15 protein-coding genes are annotated in these 16077 nt (G+C 45.6%); 8 read left to right on the top strand and 7 right to left on the bottom strand.

The window, feature by feature from the left end:
- Positions 1–23: 23 nt before the first annotated feature.
- Positions 24–1748, top strand: coding sequence for an AAA-like domain-containing protein (locus QUA88_RS04030; RefSeq protein ID WP_333232447.1), 1725 nt, complete (start codon positions 24–26; stop codon positions 1746–1748).
- Between the two features lie 92 nt (positions 1749–1840).
- Here the strand turns inward: QUA88_RS04030 and QUA88_RS04025 are convergent, their stop codons facing one another.
- Entirely contained in the window at positions 1841–2188 is a 348-nt protein-coding gene (locus tag QUA88_RS04025; protein WP_333145386.1) for a rhodanese-like domain-containing protein, read from the bottom strand.
- A gap of 102 nt (positions 2189–2290) precedes the next feature.
- A complete protein-coding gene (locus tag QUA88_RS04020) occupies positions 2291–2920 on the bottom strand; it encodes a hypothetical protein (RefSeq protein ID WP_333270376.1) in 630 nt (209 codons plus the stop codon).
- 197 nt (positions 2921–3117) lie between these two features.
- Here QUA88_RS04020 and rpsD point away from each other — a divergent pair, with 197 nt between their 5' ends.
- The gene (gene rpsD / locus QUA88_RS04015) at positions 3118–3726 is read left to right on the top strand and encodes a 30S ribosomal protein S4 (RefSeq protein ID WP_172190738.1); all 609 of its coding nucleotides are present in this window, start codon (positions 3118–3120) and stop codon (positions 3724–3726) included.
- Positions 3727–4104: 378 nt separating this feature from the next.
- Here rpsD and QUA88_RS04010 read toward each other — a convergent pair whose 3' ends face one another.
- The 5 genes from QUA88_RS04010 to QUA88_RS03990 form a co-directional block, all read right to left on the bottom strand.
- A complete protein-coding gene (locus tag QUA88_RS04010; protein ID WP_333270373.1) occupies positions 4105–5307 on the bottom strand; it encodes a catalase in 1203 nt (400 codons plus the stop codon).
- 199 nt (positions 5308–5506) lie between these two features.
- On the bottom strand, positions 5507–7153 hold the full coding sequence (locus QUA88_RS04005; RefSeq protein WP_333054644.1) for a peroxidase family protein: 1647 nt from the start codon (positions 7151–7153) through the stop codon (positions 5507–5509).
- 70 nt (positions 7154–7223) lie between these two features.
- Positions 7224–8246 carry a DUF2235 domain-containing protein gene (locus tag QUA88_RS04000; protein WP_333211749.1) on the bottom strand — a complete coding sequence of 341 codons (1023 nt, stop codon included), beginning with the start codon at positions 8244–8246 and terminating at the stop codon, positions 7224–7226.
- Between the two features lie 630 nt (positions 8247–8876).
- On the bottom strand, positions 8877–10319 hold the full coding sequence (locus QUA88_RS03995; RefSeq protein WP_333054642.1) for an MFS transporter: 1443 nt from the start codon (positions 10317–10319) through the stop codon (positions 8877–8879).
- Between the two features lie 390 nt (positions 10320–10709).
- Complete coding sequence (locus QUA88_RS03990) at positions 10710–10877, bottom strand: hypothetical protein (RefSeq protein ID WP_333211747.1); 168 nt, start codon at positions 10875–10877, stop codon at positions 10710–10712.
- A 118-nt stretch (positions 10878–10995) separates the two neighbouring features.
- Here QUA88_RS03990 and cbiD point away from each other — a divergent pair, with 118 nt between their 5' ends.
- The 6 genes from cbiD to QUA88_RS03960 all read left to right on the top strand — a co-directional run.
- Complete coding sequence (cbiD, locus tag QUA88_RS03985) at positions 10996–12117, top strand: cobalt-precorrin-5B (C(1))-methyltransferase CbiD (RefSeq protein ID WP_333211776.1); 1122 nt, start codon at positions 10996–10998, stop codon at positions 12115–12117.
- A gap of 332 nt (positions 12118–12449) precedes the next feature.
- A complete protein-coding gene (gene guaA / locus QUA88_RS03980) occupies positions 12450–14063 on the top strand; it encodes a glutamine-hydrolyzing GMP synthase (RefSeq protein ID WP_445242999.1) in 1614 nt (537 codons plus the stop codon).
- A 512-nt stretch (positions 14064–14575) separates the two neighbouring features.
- Positions 14576–14791 carry a hypothetical protein gene (locus tag QUA88_RS03975; protein WP_333054638.1) on the top strand — a complete coding sequence of 72 codons (216 nt, stop codon included), beginning with the start codon at positions 14576–14578 and terminating at the stop codon, positions 14789–14791.
- A gap of 569 nt (positions 14792–15360) precedes the next feature.
- Positions 15361–15639, top strand: coding sequence for a pirin family protein (locus QUA88_RS03970; RefSeq protein ID WP_333054637.1), 279 nt, complete (start codon positions 15361–15363; stop codon positions 15637–15639).
- A complete protein-coding gene (locus QUA88_RS03965; protein WP_333270368.1) occupies positions 15545–15784 on the top strand; it encodes a pirin family protein in 240 nt (79 codons plus the stop codon). The genes QUA88_RS03970 and QUA88_RS03965 overlap by 95 nt, the downstream gene beginning before the upstream one ends.
- 42 nt (positions 15785–15826) lie before the next feature.
- The coding region (locus tag QUA88_RS03960; RefSeq protein ID WP_333270365.1) for a helix-turn-helix domain-containing protein at positions 15827–16077 on the top strand (251 nt) is incomplete at its 3' end.

Raw genomic sequence — 16077 nt, 5'->3', positions numbered from 1 at the left:
GGGTATCGCCTTGCGGAACGACTATGGCAGGACTCCAAAAATTACCAAACTTGATCCAAACAGTTGCAGACCTAGAATTTCCCGGCGGCCCCATACCGCTTGACTCTCGATTTTATATCGATCGCTCAGGGGCCGAAGCCCTGGCCTGTGCAGAAATTAGCAAACCCGGTGGCCTTGTTCGCATTAAAGCTCCCAAAAAAATGGGCAAAAGTTCGCTGATGCTGCGGATAGTTCACGCGACAGTCGATCGTGGATACCGCACAGTAACTGTAGACTTTCAGCAAGCTGACGCAGCGGTTTTTGCTAGTTTAGATAAATTTTTACGCTGGCTTTGTGTCAATGTCGCTCGGCAACTCAAACTCGAACCAAATATTGATGAATTCTGGGATGAAGATATGGGCAGCAAGGTCAGCTGCACAATTTACTTTGAAAACTATTTGCTCGAACTAATTGACAGTCCTATTGTCTTGGTGATTAACGAAATAAATCGCATATTTGAACGGACTAACATTGCTCAAGATTTTCTTTCGATGATCCGTTTTTGGTATGAACAAGCTCGCGCTAGCACAATTTGGCAAAAACTCCGCATTGTTGTCATTCATTCGACCGAGATTTATATTGCTTTGAGGCTTAATCAATCTCCATTTAATGTAGGAATGCCGATTAAACTCTCAGAATTTACTGCTGAACAAGTTCAAGATTTGGCGTGCAGACACGGACTGAACTGGAGCAATAGCGCTCCGATCGAGCAATTAATGAACATGGTAGGCGGGCATCCTTATTTAGTGCATTTAGCGCTGTATCACCTGGCAATTTTGCAACAAAATCGCCTCTTTGTCGATCGGGATGAACCAGGGAATGAACTGGGGCTAGCCGAGTTGGCAGAATTGTTAACAGCAGCTCCTACTCACAGCGGAATTTATAGCGACTACTTGCAAAATCAGTCGATCGCCATTCAACAGCAGCCCGAACTCGCCTCCGCATTCCAACAGGTTGTCGATGCTAAAAATAGCGTTCACCTCGAACCTTTGATGGCTTATCAGTTAGACAGCATGGGACTTGTCAAATTAGAGGGAAATAACTGTAGTTTGTCTTGCGAATTATATCGCCTGTATTTTCAAGGGCAAAATTTGTGCGAGGACAAGTTATCGGTGGTTCGTTTTGAGGAGTTGCAGCAAGAAAATCTAAGGCTGCAAGCTTTGGTGAATGTGGACGAACTTACTCAAATTGGCAACAGACGGTATTTTGATAGTTGCTTGCGAACCGAATGGAAACACATGGCTCGCGAGGGGTCTCCGATATCTTTAATTTTGTGCGATCTCGATTATTTCAAAATATATAATGATACCTACGGACATCAAGCAGGAGATGATTGTTTGCGATTGGTAGCTCAGACAATTCGCCGATCGCTCCAGCGTCCTGCTGATGTAGCTGCTCGCTACGGGGGCGAGGAATTTGCTGTGATTTTACCGGAAACTGATGCGTCGGCGGCTCTGGTTGTTGCCGAACAAATTAGAGCAAAAGTGAAAGCTTTGAATATTCTTTTTAACCCGCAGAGTCTTGACGGTCTACCTAATTCTGTGGTAACGATTAGTTTGGGAATTGCCAGCGTTGTTCCCAGCGAGGAAAATGATGCGATAACCCTGCTACTGGCGGCTGATGAAGCTCTTTATGACTCGAAAAGGCAGGGGCGCGATCGGCTCACTATGAGTACGCTTTTCAATTTTCGATTTGCTGGTGTTAATTAGCTCATTCCGGGGAAATATTATTCGTTTCTACACATACAAAGTCCGCCCGCGCGGACTCTGAAGAAAAGGATAGTTAAGAACTGGATTTGATGTTAATAGCGGGGGACGGTTCGATCGACTACCATTGAATAAGCATCGATACCGCCAACGATATTTTTAACGTTGGTAAATCCTTGAGTGGCTAACCAGTGGCACATTTGAGCCGATCGCACTCCGTGATGGCACAGAACTAGGGTTTCTGTGTCGCGATCGAGTCTAGCGTCAATTTCACCAGACCATTCCGCAAACTCGCTCAGCGGAAAAGCTACAAATCCCGGCAGCGCCGCCAGCTCAATTTCGTAAGGTTCCCGCACGTCTACAAGCTGCAATTTCTCAGCATTGGTTTCTGCTAATTGGCGAGCTAATTCTTCGACTGTAATTTGAGCAAAAATTTCTGACATTTGATTAGGAAAATGTAGGCATCAGTCAATCGATTTTAGATTTTAGATTTTAGATTTTAGATTGTTAACAGTCAACAGTCAACAGTCAACTGTTAACAGTGATTAATTGAGGGGCGAAGGCGTTGGAATTAGCTCCACAGGAGGGGTAGGTGCAGGGCGTCCGTCCAACTGGCTCACGCTGTCCCTGGGGTCAAGACAAGTGGTGATTAACCGGTCAGTGGGAAAGTCGAGCCTGCCGCTCAAACCGACTACGCATTCAGAAAACTGTTGTGGCAATAAACTGCGGCGGCATCCATCCAGCACTACCAGGGGATCAGCAGGTTGAGTTCGACTTTTGCTGTTAATATTCACTACGCAAGTAGCCAATTCTTGGGGACGCCTCACCCGCCGACAGCTAGAGAGCGCTTCGACACCAGAAATCTTGGTTTTGCGGTTGATTTGGAGGGCGCATTTAGATATGTCGCGGGGGCGGAGGGCGTCAGCACAAGCGGCGGCGGCGGCCTCTGCTGCCACTCCGGCTTCGATTAGTTCCAAGGCGCAGACGCGATAGGGATTCCTAGAGCGAGGAATTCTAATAGTGATGGCTGAGGCTGGCGATATGGGCAGGGCTGTTGCCAACAAACCAAGTGCTGCTAGCTGCGTGCCGAGAGCTAATATCCAGCGCCCGGTAGGGTTTGAGCCGGTCGGTGCTGGCTTTGGGGAAGAAGTGCGGGAGAAATTGCGGTTGTGCATGGCAGATCGAGTAGTGAGTTTTTTTGGCTGATTTGGGCGATCGAGCGATCGGCTTTTCCTTCAGAATTTACCGCACATTATGGATCGCCCTCCGGTCGATCGTTTTTTTATCGATCTTTATTTGAATTTTGACCGTTACCAACATATAATATAGAGTCTGCATAAATATTGCATACAGATATTAGAGAGGAAAATAAATGTCTCGATATCGAGGCCCCCGATTGAGAATCGTCCGTCGCCTGAAAGAGTTGCCCGGTCTAACCCGCAAAACCCCCAGACGAGATTATCCGCCTGGACAGCACGGTCAAAACCGCAAAAAGCTCTCTGAGTATGCGGTTCGCTTGCAAGAAAAGCAAAAACTCCGTTTCAATTACGGTGTGACGGAACGCCAATTGCTCCGTTACGTCCGCAAAGCCCGCCGTGTCACGGGCTCCACAGGTCAAGTGTTACTGCAATTTTTGGAAATGCGCTTGGACAATACTGTGTTTCGGATGGGAATGGCTCCAACCATTCCGTCCGCTAGACAATTGGTAAATCACGGTCACATAACTGTCAATGACCGTGAAGTCAATATCGCCAGCTATCAGTGCAAGCCTGGTGATGTGGTTGCTGTGAAAAATAGAGAGCGCTCTCGCACAATGGTAGAAGCTAATCTCAAAGACCCAGGCTTGGCTCACTTGCCGAATCACTTGGAATTTGATAAGCAAAAACTGGTTGGCAAAGTTAATGGCGTTATCGAACGCGAGTGGATTGCTCTACAAATTAACGAACTGCTAGTGGTGGAATACTACTCACGGCAAGCTTAATTTATTAGTCATCAGTCGTTGGTCATTAGTCATCAGTTGGTTGCTAGCAGAATAATTAATAATTGGGTACGAACCCAGTTATTGATTAATTGCTACTGAATAATGAGGACTAAGGACTGAGGACTAAGAATTCATCATTTTTAACACTCCCACCCCCTAAAAAGGGATGGGATTTTTTGAAGGTTTCGCTTGTTAACTTCTTTTATATCGTTTCCGGTTGCATCGGAATGATTTAACCGCAGAGGGCGCAGAGAACGCAGAGGGAGAGAATACAGAGATGAATACAGGACGATGCTACCGGATTTGATATTAGTTGCCATTTGCTCAGACGACACCTGCCTGATGGCTTAAATGATTTCCCAGCCCCAAATTACTCCCTTAAAAAGTTTCTTCTCCTGTGGGTTCTTGGTGGACAAGACCTCGCTTTTGAAGGCGATAATTCGCTACAACGGGGTAAACAACACCGCGTATCCGATTGATCGCACCTACTGGACGATGAACTGCTAAGCCGTTCCAGGGAGAATATCTCAGGTTTTCGTTGAAATCAGATTGTTTTTCATAATCAATAATCTGATGCTTGACGGTGAGACGACCTACTCTCAAGAAGGGTGATTCTTTTTCCTTCCAGACATTGATGCCATCGTCGATCGGCATTTTTAGGCTGGTTTGGAACTGAATGCCAAAATCCCAACAGTATTGAGCGTCAGGTTTCGCCAAGGCTTGAATGAGATCGTCCCGATAATAATTATCTGGTTTATTGGGATCTAAACCCAAGGCTTTAGCGCGATCGACAAAGGGAATTTTAGGAATTCCCGGTCGAGATTGTTCTGGAATTATTTCATGCGGTGGTTTGCATGAAATCGGAGTAAACCCATACTTAATTACAGCAGGATATTCGACAGGAACTAGACCAGGCTTAGAGGGATCGAAATCGGGATTGAGACCCAAAGCAGAGGGTGAACCGCTCCAATATTTTGCTGTTAGCAAACTCTTCGGAGTCCGGCTACCCGTAAGCGTCGAGACCGCTAGAAAGTGTCTGGGATGTCGTATTAGCCACTTTTTCAATGCCTCTGGTGATTCAACCAGAGCAGAAAAAAAGCCGTAGTAGTCTTTGATGGTTTGGCTCACAAATATCTCTGAATTGTGAACAATGATATCCTGGGTTTTTAACTCGTGGCTTTGCGCGAGTCGTTCCCCTTCCACCCCCATCACTTTCACTGATATTGAGCGCGAATCTTTTTGGTAATCAGGGTATACTTTGGTAGCCCCGTTAGCAAATCGCAACCAAACAGGATATTCCTTGGGTTTTGCTAGCAAACCTTGCTTAAGGGAAATAGCATTGAGTCGCGAAGAACTTAACGAAGCGCGTTTGCCCAATTCGCGTTTAATCGCTTCCTCATCAAAGTCAAAAATTTCCAGAGTTCCTTTAACGCAAGCATGAGTTTTGGCGTGAGTATCTCGCAGCGCCCGCTCCTTATTGCCGTAAAGATTATCCATCCGAAGCTTGGCCTGCTCAACCAAAAGATCGTAATATTTGCGTTCGTCTTGTTCGGGATATTCGGTAAATAACTTCTTGTTCATAACATAACCTTTGGTTAATCGCTAAAAAAGGCTCTACACAAACCGTTGCATCTGTGAAACAGTATAAATGCTGGTGCAATTGCTTCCGAATTGCCGTAGCTTATCGCTTGCGAAAATATCGCCTTTTTCTTCCTCATTTTTGAGGGCGCAGGTGTCTTTGCGCCCCCAACTAATTTGAGTCTTAGTTGTCAGCTACAACTTAAAGATCGAAGGAGACTTTGTACTTGGGATCGCTTGGAGGAACATTACGATTCACTAAATCAGAGACTGTTTTGGTATTTTGGATAATTTCCCAACCAACCTCAGAAAAAGTTTCCTTATTGAAGACTTTAGGCGATAACAAAGGATTAGTTAAAGCTTGGGAGAAAGCATCAATGCCAATTATCCGTGCTACTAAAGGCGGAATTGCTGAATTTTCCCGCACATCTTCAGCGTACAATCCGACAAATAGTTCAATCTTATCAACATGACCGTACAACTCTTTTAATTTCTGTTGAGCGTATTCGTCACCCGTAATTTGATTGAAATCAGTCACCCTGGGATAACCACACATTTCGCGGTAATCGTTATAACTGGCTAACTGCGCCTGCCGTCCGAGTTTAACAGATGCTAGTTCGGTAGCATCAATAAATGTATAAGGTGTTCCTGCGATCTTAAAATCAGGTGTGTTAAACAAACCAATTCTAGTGCCTGGTTGGGAACAAGTTTCTTCCATCAATGCACCCAACCCTTTATCGATTAACATCTGATTATTCCAGAGGGAATCGTACATGGATTTTTCTTTCCCGTCATAGGTAAAGGTTTCAGGAACCGCACTATGCCAGCGATAGACAAAACTAAACTCAATCGCCATCCAATTTTCTCGATACCAACTTTCCTTGGTAAAAGCTTCAGGATCGGCAAAGAACCTAAAATTATAGGGCGTAATGTGGAAAATGTACTCTTCCATAATGATATTGAGAACAATCACCATGAGAATATTTCTCGCGGTTTGGAAGAGCCTCTCGTCGTCCCATTCTGGATAGCTTTTTGACAAAACATCGCAAATTCGATTATGCTCCCTGATACATAAAGTGTTGAGCATGACATAGCCAACTTGGACGTTTGCCCGTTCAACTCCCATTGCAAATAGCTTGCTTTTCTTTTCGGGGGATTGTCTTTTCTCATCATTAAGGGGTGCATGAAGACCTTCAAATTGAGGATCGATAATACCCTGCTCAGGATCGGCATAATAAAAGAGTGGATATTCTTCTTCTACGCCATCTTTGCGCTTGAGTTTTTGGGTTTTAAATTTACCGTCTTTGAAAGCTCTGAGCATATTTGTTTGTTTGCGGGTCAACCCGTAAACATTACACATATCAATCTGATGGTTGGAGGTATTTTTGAAGCGGTTTTGCTGATCGATCCGCAGAAAACTATCTGTAAACCACTGCACCCAATAGGGAAAGAGCAGAGTCGATTTGTCTGAATAAATGGTTTTTCCATCTCTTTTTTGAAATAAGGTCTTTAATTTACCCAGTGGTGGTAAATTCCCTTCTTTGTTAAATTCGGGGTCGGGAGGTAAATGTCGCCCAGTATAAGTCTTGTCTGTAAGTGAATCCCAAGAGATGTAGGTATCAGTTTTTTTTGGAATATCTGTCCCTGGAATTTTGGGATCTAAGCCCATTAAGCTATAGGGAAGCGGGCGAGTCGGAAGTTTGTAAATGATGCTATTGAGAAAAAATTTGTTTAGTTTACGTTTCAGAGGCTCGTAACTTTGAACTAAGTTCCAAATTGGTTTGAAATGAGTCAACGTATATGCTAAAGCTTTGTTGCTAAATCCATCTCTAGATGTATCTCTTTTCATGATTGCTTTTCCTTTGTTGTAGATGAGATAGTCTTATTAGGTTCCGTTCTGAGAGCTTGATAAATTTTTATCATTTTTCTATATTATCAATTATTTTGGAGAGAATTTTTTGCAGATTCTTAGGTCGATAGTCTTGGCGTTTTTTTAATCGATTGATCGTGCTTTCGTGAAGATCCTCAATAGCATCGCCCACCTCGCGGAACTTGATTCCTGCCAATTTGAAGAACCCAGGATTGTTTTTAAAATCAATCTCATAATTGGGATTGATACCTGTGGGAATGGCACTTGGATCGAATTCAAGCCCCAATCCCAGGTTACGGGTTGAATCGATCATCCATTGTAAGGCGGCATCTGATAAACCGCTGTATTCTTTCGTTCCACCGCCGATGCAGATATGCGAGCCGGGAAACCAAACTTGAATAACCCGCTGGTTCTCAATATCAGGATTTTTTTTCATAGGCGTAACATCAAAGATTTCGCGAACTTCGTCGATCGCAACGGCGTGCAACGCATTTTGAATTAACTTATTTAAAGTGGTGTCGTGGAATCTGTACCTTTTCTTGAGCTGTTCGTCATACTTCTTGAAGGCGGGTAGAGTAGGAATACCAAGGGCTCCAACGGTGTCGAAACAACCAAGCAAGGTAATCGGGACGCGATCGCCGTAATCTTCGCGGTAATTGGCTGCTACCCGATCCTTTGGTTTAATGTCTCGTTTACGGTAAAGCTCGTAAGCTTCTGATGCCCTGGTAATATGAGGGCGGGATAGGAGACCGGAGCAATAAATCATCCCGGTTAGACTCCTGACTGTGTAAGCACCGCGACTGAACCCGAATAGATATATTTCGTCACCCTTCTCATAGTTGAGAGAAAGAAAACGATAGGCATCTTGTATATTTTTATCGATTCCCAGTCCAGTGGCTCCGCCCAAAATCTTGTTACTATCCGCTCCAACTCCTTCGTCATAAAACACGATTTGCGGAACCCCGTCACTGGCGGTCGATTTCACTGCCTGGGCAAGTTTAATCACATTACTTGGGTAACTACTATTGAGTTGTTGCCAAGTGCCATCACAGCAAACGATTAGACGTTTCATTTTTACTTGTCTCTCTTTGAATCGGAAATTTGAGAGCGATCTGTCATTGGTCATCGGTTACAAGAGAATTGCCAATTCCCCTTTTTGTATGGCGTCAGGCGATCGCTGCTAGTTTTTGGATCGAAATTGTTATGTGGGTGGGCAATCTTTAGTTATTTCGATTGTCAGGATAGTAGTCTCAAACCACCACCTAGTTGAGTTTATTGTATTAAAATGTGAATAATATTTATATTTCTTAATACAAAAAGGGCTGAGCGTGAGATCGTAGGTTTGGTTCTGAGAAAATGCTCGATTATCCTAAAACGTAAAAAATTCAGAGCGTGAAATCGTAGGTTTGCTTCAGGGAAAATGCTCGATTATCGTAACATAAGTAGTGATACGACGCCCTAGCTAACAAACCTTTAAACACATTTACGGTCTGCACAGTGAGTTTTTAGAACAGCTATATATTATCGATTTGTCGGTTGGCTGCAAGATAATAGTGAGATATTTGCCGCACATCAGATTTAGGCGATGTTTTAGGTTAATTTTTGTCTCAGTCACTCTCAGGTTTTCTGCGATCTGCTTGAAGTTTTTAACAATCTGTGGGCTTTTCTGGTTTCTCGATCGGTAAATTTGTGCGAAAATTTCCTAGCCCCGATTAAATTTAAAACGTCCCAAAGTGGGGACGATCGACCGCAGCGACTGGCTACGAGGTTCTCGCACCAAAATCAAAGGCAGCAAGCCTACCAGCCTCACAGCAGCCGAGAGGGCAAACAGTGAGCCCAAACTCATACCAGGAAGTTGGGCAAGAAAGCCGCCGGCGGTAGTTCCCAAAGCCCCAGCTAATCCCGAAACAGCAGCGCCGATCGCAAAATAAGTCGAAGGTTGCTCGATCGACGCGAGCTCCATTTGAATATTGTTAGTACACAGCCCGATCGCCCCTAAAGTCGTTCCCCCCAACAAGTGCAGCAGCGGCAGCCACACCCAGAGGGCAAACGGGTAATTGCCCGTACCCAACCACAGCAAAGGGGTTACAGCCACCACCAGCCCAACCGCAATTAGCAGCGGACGATTCCCCCAGCGATCGGCCAACTTACCCCAAAACATCAGCAGCAGTAGATTTGCGCCGGAACTTAAGCTGGTGTAAATCGTTACCAAACTCACATCCAAGCTTAAATCTTTCAGCAAGTAGATATTAAAAAAAGGCGCGCTGAGATTAACTGCAAATGTCCATAGGCTGAAGTAAAGAATAAACATTAAAAAATTAGAATCTTTCAGCACAGAAGGCACAAAATCTGTTATTTGCTTTTCTTTTTTCTTTGTAAGTCGATCGTTCAGTGCATTTTTTTTGTATACCTGGGGATTCACATCAACCATGAAGGATTGACACCCCAAACTAATCATTCCCGCCAAAACACCCACCAATAAAACAATACCGTAGCCCAAAATTGGGCCGCCGTCCCAAGTTGACACTCCCAATCCCATCAACGGCACTCCCAGCAAAGTGATGAGGCTGACAGCACTGTTGCGAAAGCCAAAATAGCGTCCCCGCAAGCGCTGAGGAACCACAGCAGCCATCCAACTGAACCAGCTAGAATTGGCAAAAGCTGCCAGCACGCTAGCTGCTACGACTGTTACCAGTGTCCATTGCAGCAGTTGGCGGGGATCTTGGTGCTGGGAACCCCAAACAATTGCCACCGCCAGCACCAGCCACAGCAGCCGCGAAACGCTGAATACAAATAGGTTGTACGAGCGGCGGGTGGTTGTCCGATCTGCGATGTAGGCTCCTAATGGTTGCAGGAGATTTACCACCATCGGAATAGCAAAGAATATACCTATTTCCACGCTACTCGCGCCGAGTTGCAGCAAGAAGTTGCTCAGCAGCACGCCGGTGGTCGCCGACTCGAAGATAGTGGCAAAAACGCCGTCTAGAGTTGAGGCTTTCAGGGTCGATCGAACGTCTTTTTTGGAAAATTTGAGAGCTATTTTTGGAGAGAGAACGAGCTGAAATATTTTCGGGTCTACTATTTCTACTATTTCTGCAGTCTGAAGAGATAGAGGTTCATTTAACTCTGCAACTGGTTCAACCATAGTCAATCAATTTTAGATTTTAGGTTTTAGATTGTAGATTGGAGAAGTGAAGTAACAGGGTTAGATAAAACCAGCCCCACCTTCAAGAGGCTAGCTCGAAAGTAGGACTGGCACGTCCGGGTAATTCATATCAATATAAATGACTTGCGATCGCTAGGACATCAACCGGTTGGGAGATATAAATTTGCTAATTGTAAAAAAGTAGGTTTTAGGGCTTAACCAGGAAGCGAGCGCAGCATTTTGCATACCAAAAATTGCTCGAATTCCGCCTCAAACAAGTTCCCCAAAGGCAAAAGCAAATTTCGCGCGATCTCACTCGGTTCTCAAATCTTTACGGCTAGCTAAATCTATAAAATGAAAGACGATCGACTTGCTGAGTATCGCTGCTAACTATTTGTACCTAATTCCTGGAATGCGTTTGTTCAGTCCCAGCGCTGGCGATCGAGATTCCGGGTTTTTTGTGAAAATCGCCCGCACCGGCCCGTAAGCCTTCGGAGTGGGTTGTGGGCGCTCCTCGTAGAGGCTCGCCAACTGGTAGGACAAAATTATAGTTGACAAAAATTACGCTAACTGCAGATAATAGCAAACCCTAGAATTACACTTAAATGTTTGAGGGGTATCAGTGCTAAGGCGTGATGTCGATCGCCAGCCAATTTACGGATTTCTGAATTACAACGTGACAAAAACTCAACCTTTATCGGGGTATACACTGCCAGTATTTGCCTGTGCGGCCGCACTTGCAGCTTTGCGGTGCTTACGCGCAGGTATTCAGTCTCTAGATAGCGTATCAGTCAATTTACTGGAACCGCAAATAACTGCAGAAATTCCGATCGAACAGGCGTCTGTACTCAAAACTGATACCGCTTTAGGAGTGACTCGCTCAGATCCGGGCGACAATCTCGATCTGACTCGAAATACCCCCGTTTGGGCAATGGTGGAATTGGGGAATTGGGAAGAGGGAGAGCAGATTGTGATTCTCGGCGGTGAAGGTATAGGGCGTCACACAGTCGGTGGAGGGGCGGCGATCTATGATTACGCAATGCGACTGTTGCGATCGAATCTGAGCCGAGAACTCGCAGGGGGAGAAAAAATTACTGTCACCCTGATTCTGCCGTCTGGGCGGCAACTAGCCACCCGCACTTCTAACGAAGCTTTCGGCGTGGTAGAAGGACTTTCGCTGCTGGGTACAACGGGCATTTCTCAACCGCTGAGCGCCCCTGGACAGTTGGAAGTTTACCGCGAACAACTGCAACAAAAAGCCGAACTGTTTGACTGTTTGGTTTTCTGCATCGGCGAAAACGGCTTGGATTTGGCGCGACAACTGGGGATTAATCGTGAGAGGTTAGTCAAAACCGCTAACTGGCTCGGCCCGCTGCTGGTAGAAGCCGGATATCAGGGCGTGCAGTCAATTTTGCTGTTTGGCTATCACGGGAAACTGATGAAATTGGCGGCGGGAATTTTTCACACTCACCACCACCTCGCTGACGGGCGCAGGGAAATTCTCACAGCTTACTGTGCTAAGGCTGGAATGCCGGCTGATGCGTGTTCCGCAATTTTTGCCGCAGCGACAGCCGAAGAGGCTCTCGGGCAACTGCGGGCTTTAGACGCCGAGTTTGGGAGCAATTGGGTCGATCTAATTTACGGCGACATCGCCCGACAAATAGACTTGCGGTCATCGGATTGCATTTTTACTCACACTAACTTGCACATCCCCGTGGGCTCGGTGATGTTCGGGCGCGATCGCAAAATTATTGTTAAAAGTGACATAGGAGATACATTTTTGACCCAAATTTGTTAATGTAGTGTGAATATCCCTGAATTCTGTTTAAAACATCGGTCAGGGATAATATTTAACAAGTAATAATTCTCTGTCCCTAAACCTTAATTATACTAGGTTGCTTCGGGAAGCTATTTCTGAAGCAAGAATTCAATTAATTAGGGTAAGGATCGAAGTAAATCTATGGCCCTGTACCCGATTAATCGACTAACATCGCTGACGGCAATCTAGTATCAATAAGATTTATTCCTAGCGACCAATGGTTCCTAGTCTTCCTTAGAATTGTACTGAGAGCGCGACAGATACGTCCGCTACTTTCTGCCCAATTAGCACTTAGCAATTACGCAATAACCGTGACTACTAAAATAGAAACTGAGTCCGTTCTCACAAACTCTTTAATGCAGCAGATCGATCGCCAGATCATCGTGATTCTCGACTTCGGTTCGCAATATTCCGAACTGATTGCTCGTCGAATTCGCGAAACTCAAGTATATTCAGAAGTAATTTCTTACCGCACTACGGCAGAACAGTTAAAAGCTATCAATCCTAAAGGAATTATTCTTTCAGGAGGCCCAAGTTCTGTATACGATGAAAAAGCACCCCACTGCGACCCAGAAATTTGGAATTTGGGAATACCGGTGTTGGGAGTGTGTTACGGGATGCAGTTGATGGTAAAGCAGCTCGGAGGCACGGTTGAACGGGCTAAGTTAGCCGAATATGGCAAGGCATCGCTATTTATTGACGATCCTACAGATTTGCTGACAAATGTCGAAGAAGGCAGCACGATGTGGATGAGCCACGGAGACTCGTGTACTCAACTGCCACCGGGTTTTGAAATCCTCGCTCACACAGACAATACTCCGTGTGCTGCTGTGGCTAACCACGAGAAAAATTTGTACGGGGTTCAGTTTCACCCCGAAGTAGTTCACTCGATCGGGGGAATAGCTTTAATTCGCAATTTTGTTTACCACATTTGCGAGTGCGAACCGACTTGGACGACTGCTACTTTTGTGGAGGAATCGATTCGCGAAATTCGCGCGCAAGTGGGAGATAAACGAGTTTTGCTGGCTCTATCGGGCGGTGTAGATTCTTCTACTTTGGCTTTCTTGCTGCATAAGGCGATCGGCGACCAACTTACCTGTATGTTTATCGATCAAGGGTTTATGCGGAAGTATGAACCAGAACGGTTGGTAAAATTATTTAAAGAGCAATTCCACATTGACGTTGAGTATGTTAATGCTCGCGAACGCTTTTTAGCTCAACTTGAAGGGATTACCGATCCTGAAGTAAAACGCAAGCGGATCGGTCACGAATTTATCAACGTATTTGAAGAAGAATCGAAGCGTCTGGGCCCCTTTGACTACCTCGCACAAGGTACTCTTTATCCTGATGTGATTGAGTCGGCTGACACGAATGCAGACCCCAAAAGTGGCGAGCGAGTTGCTGTTAAAATTAAAAGCCACCACAACGTCGGCGGTTTGCCGAAAAATTTGCGATTTAAGCTGATTGAACCGCTGCGAAAACTGTTTAAGGATGAGGTGCGAAAAGTCGGCCGGTCGATCGGGCTTCCCGAAGAAATAGTGAACCGACAACCTTTCCCCGGCCCGGGATTGGCGATTCGGATTATCGGAGAAGTTACCTCCGAGAGACTAAATATTTTGCGGGATGCTGACTTCATTGTTCGCCAAGAAATTAACCGGCACGGATTGTACGGTGAACTTTGGCAAGCTTTTGCAGTTTTGCTACCGATTCGCAGTGTAGGCGTGATGGGCGATCAGCGCACTTATGCTTACCCGATCGTCTTGCGATTTATTAAGAGTGAAGACGGGATGACGGCTGATTGGGCGCGGGTTCCTTACGATTTGTTGGAACTGATCTCGAATCGGATTGTGAATGAGGTTAAGGGGGTGAACCGAGTGGTTTACGATATTACTTCTAAGCCACCGGGAACGATCGAGTGGGAGTGATTTCTAGTTAGCGATTAAGTAGGCGGACTAATTTTTTTGTCTGTCTACTTATTTTGATTTTGGATAAAAAGTCAACAGTCGTTACTTGTTGACAAGTGATTGAAGAAGAGGTAGTTCTTCCTATGAAGGTCTGAAACATTTGCACAGCAAGAGGTTCAGACTCGTGAAAAACGAAAATTATCACTGTGACACTTGAAGGGCCGAAGGTTGGTTCTAACTGACATCTTGCACCATTCTCGATAAGCATTTTAGGAACAGGCTTTTCGGCCTGTTCCACAAGAAAATTCACTCTTTGTGGAACAGGCCGAAAAGCCTGTTCTTGAGAAGGGTGCAAGATGTGGGTTCTAATTGTTCCACCGCTGCATTAGTTTCAATGTTGTGACTTCGATCACTGGTAACACGGACTTGGTTCACCGAAGATTTTCAGTATTATCACGGAAAAAAACCAGCACCATCACTTGCTCTTAGGAGAAACCACGAGATGATTAAGGTGTCGAGTTCAAAACAATCCCATGTATCCAGTTAATCTTCTCCCCGGCGCTATCAACGAATTAATTGCCACTGTCACCGATACTCACCGCGTTACCAAGGCTGACCGCTACGGCATGATGGCCGCCATCCTCGATGAGTCTATCAGTGAAGAAGAACGTGGCTCACTCGATCGTCTGATTCGCTCCCTAGTCAAAGGTAGGATTCAAGTCAGTGATGAACTCTCCATCGTCTCGTAAGCAGAAAGCTCGTTGAGAACTCGACACTCTACAAGAGCTTTCGATTGGGAAAGTTTAGACCAGTCACTGATATTGCGATCGTCCTTTACAAGGATAGCTTTTTGTATCATGCACTTTTGACATAGACGATTAGCGTTGGGAACTTCATAAACATTATGACGGATACCATCCAGCATCTCATCACAAATTTGGGTAGAAACCCCGTCCTTTTAGGACGGCTTTATATTAGAATGTAATTGGTCAACGACCCACCCGAGACGATGGATCAAACAGCCTATACGAGCGAAGTTCAGCCCGAGGTGCTGGCGGCGAAGCAAAATCGGTAGACCGGGAAAAGAGGATAGGGCAATGGAAGTCTAACCCTAGAATCAAAACAGGAGAAGAATTCCGTTTGGTATTCGACACGTAAAAACCGCAGGGCTTGCGGGGTTAGTCTGTGGAGCGAACATAAGACCAAAACTCTTTGAGGGTGGAGGCAGTTGCGAAGAAGCAGAAACTTAAGTCGCGAGGCTTAAGAATCACCGTACCTTCAGGTCAGTGAGTATGTCAATGAGCCACACATTCAAGATTTGGGTGGATTCCAAGCCCGTCACTTGCTTCCCTCAGACGTTTTAGCACTGGTAGGCCCGTTCATCTTTTTTGACCATCTCGGCCCTGCGGTGTTTCCACCCGGCCGGGGCGTGGATGTCAGACCGCATCCGCACATCAACTTAGCAACCGTCACCTACCTGTTTGAAGGTGTTTTGCTGCATCGTGATAGTGTGGGCAGCGTTCAAGAAATCCGTCAGGCGTGCGGTGAACTGGATGACGGCAGGGCGAGGCATTGTCCACTCCGAACGCACGCCTGACGACGATCGCAGCAAAGAAGCCATCCTGCATGGCATTCAAACTTGGATAGCCCTTCCCCATGAATACGAAGAAACCGACCCCTGGTTTCGGCATCATCCGGCAACTGAACTGCCTGTTTGGGAGTCGGACTTAAGTGCCAAATAGTTTGCTAAACTTATCTACAGTTGATTGCCGAGAAGAAGTTCCATGTTTGCCGTCAAGCGAGCGCTCAAATTGAATAACAGCGAAGCGACCTTGATGGCAAAACACGCAGGATTTAGGCGAGTTGTTTTCAATTTAGGATTGAGCCTGCGAGTCCAAATGTACGGTGAGGGCAATTTTTCTGACTCAAAGGTTATCGGCGAAGTCAAGAAAGTTCTTACCAACCACGTCAAGAAACAACCTGAATGCGCTTGGATGAACCAGTTGTCTTCTCGTGTTTACCAAAACGCTTTGAT

The organism is Microcoleus sp. D3_18_C2 (genome assembly GCF_036702395.1).
In the GTDB taxonomy this organism is placed as follows: domain Bacteria; phylum Cyanobacteriota; class Cyanobacteriia; order Cyanobacteriales; family Microcoleaceae; genus Microcoleus.
This window is presented reverse-complemented; position numbering and strand designations above follow the sequence as displayed.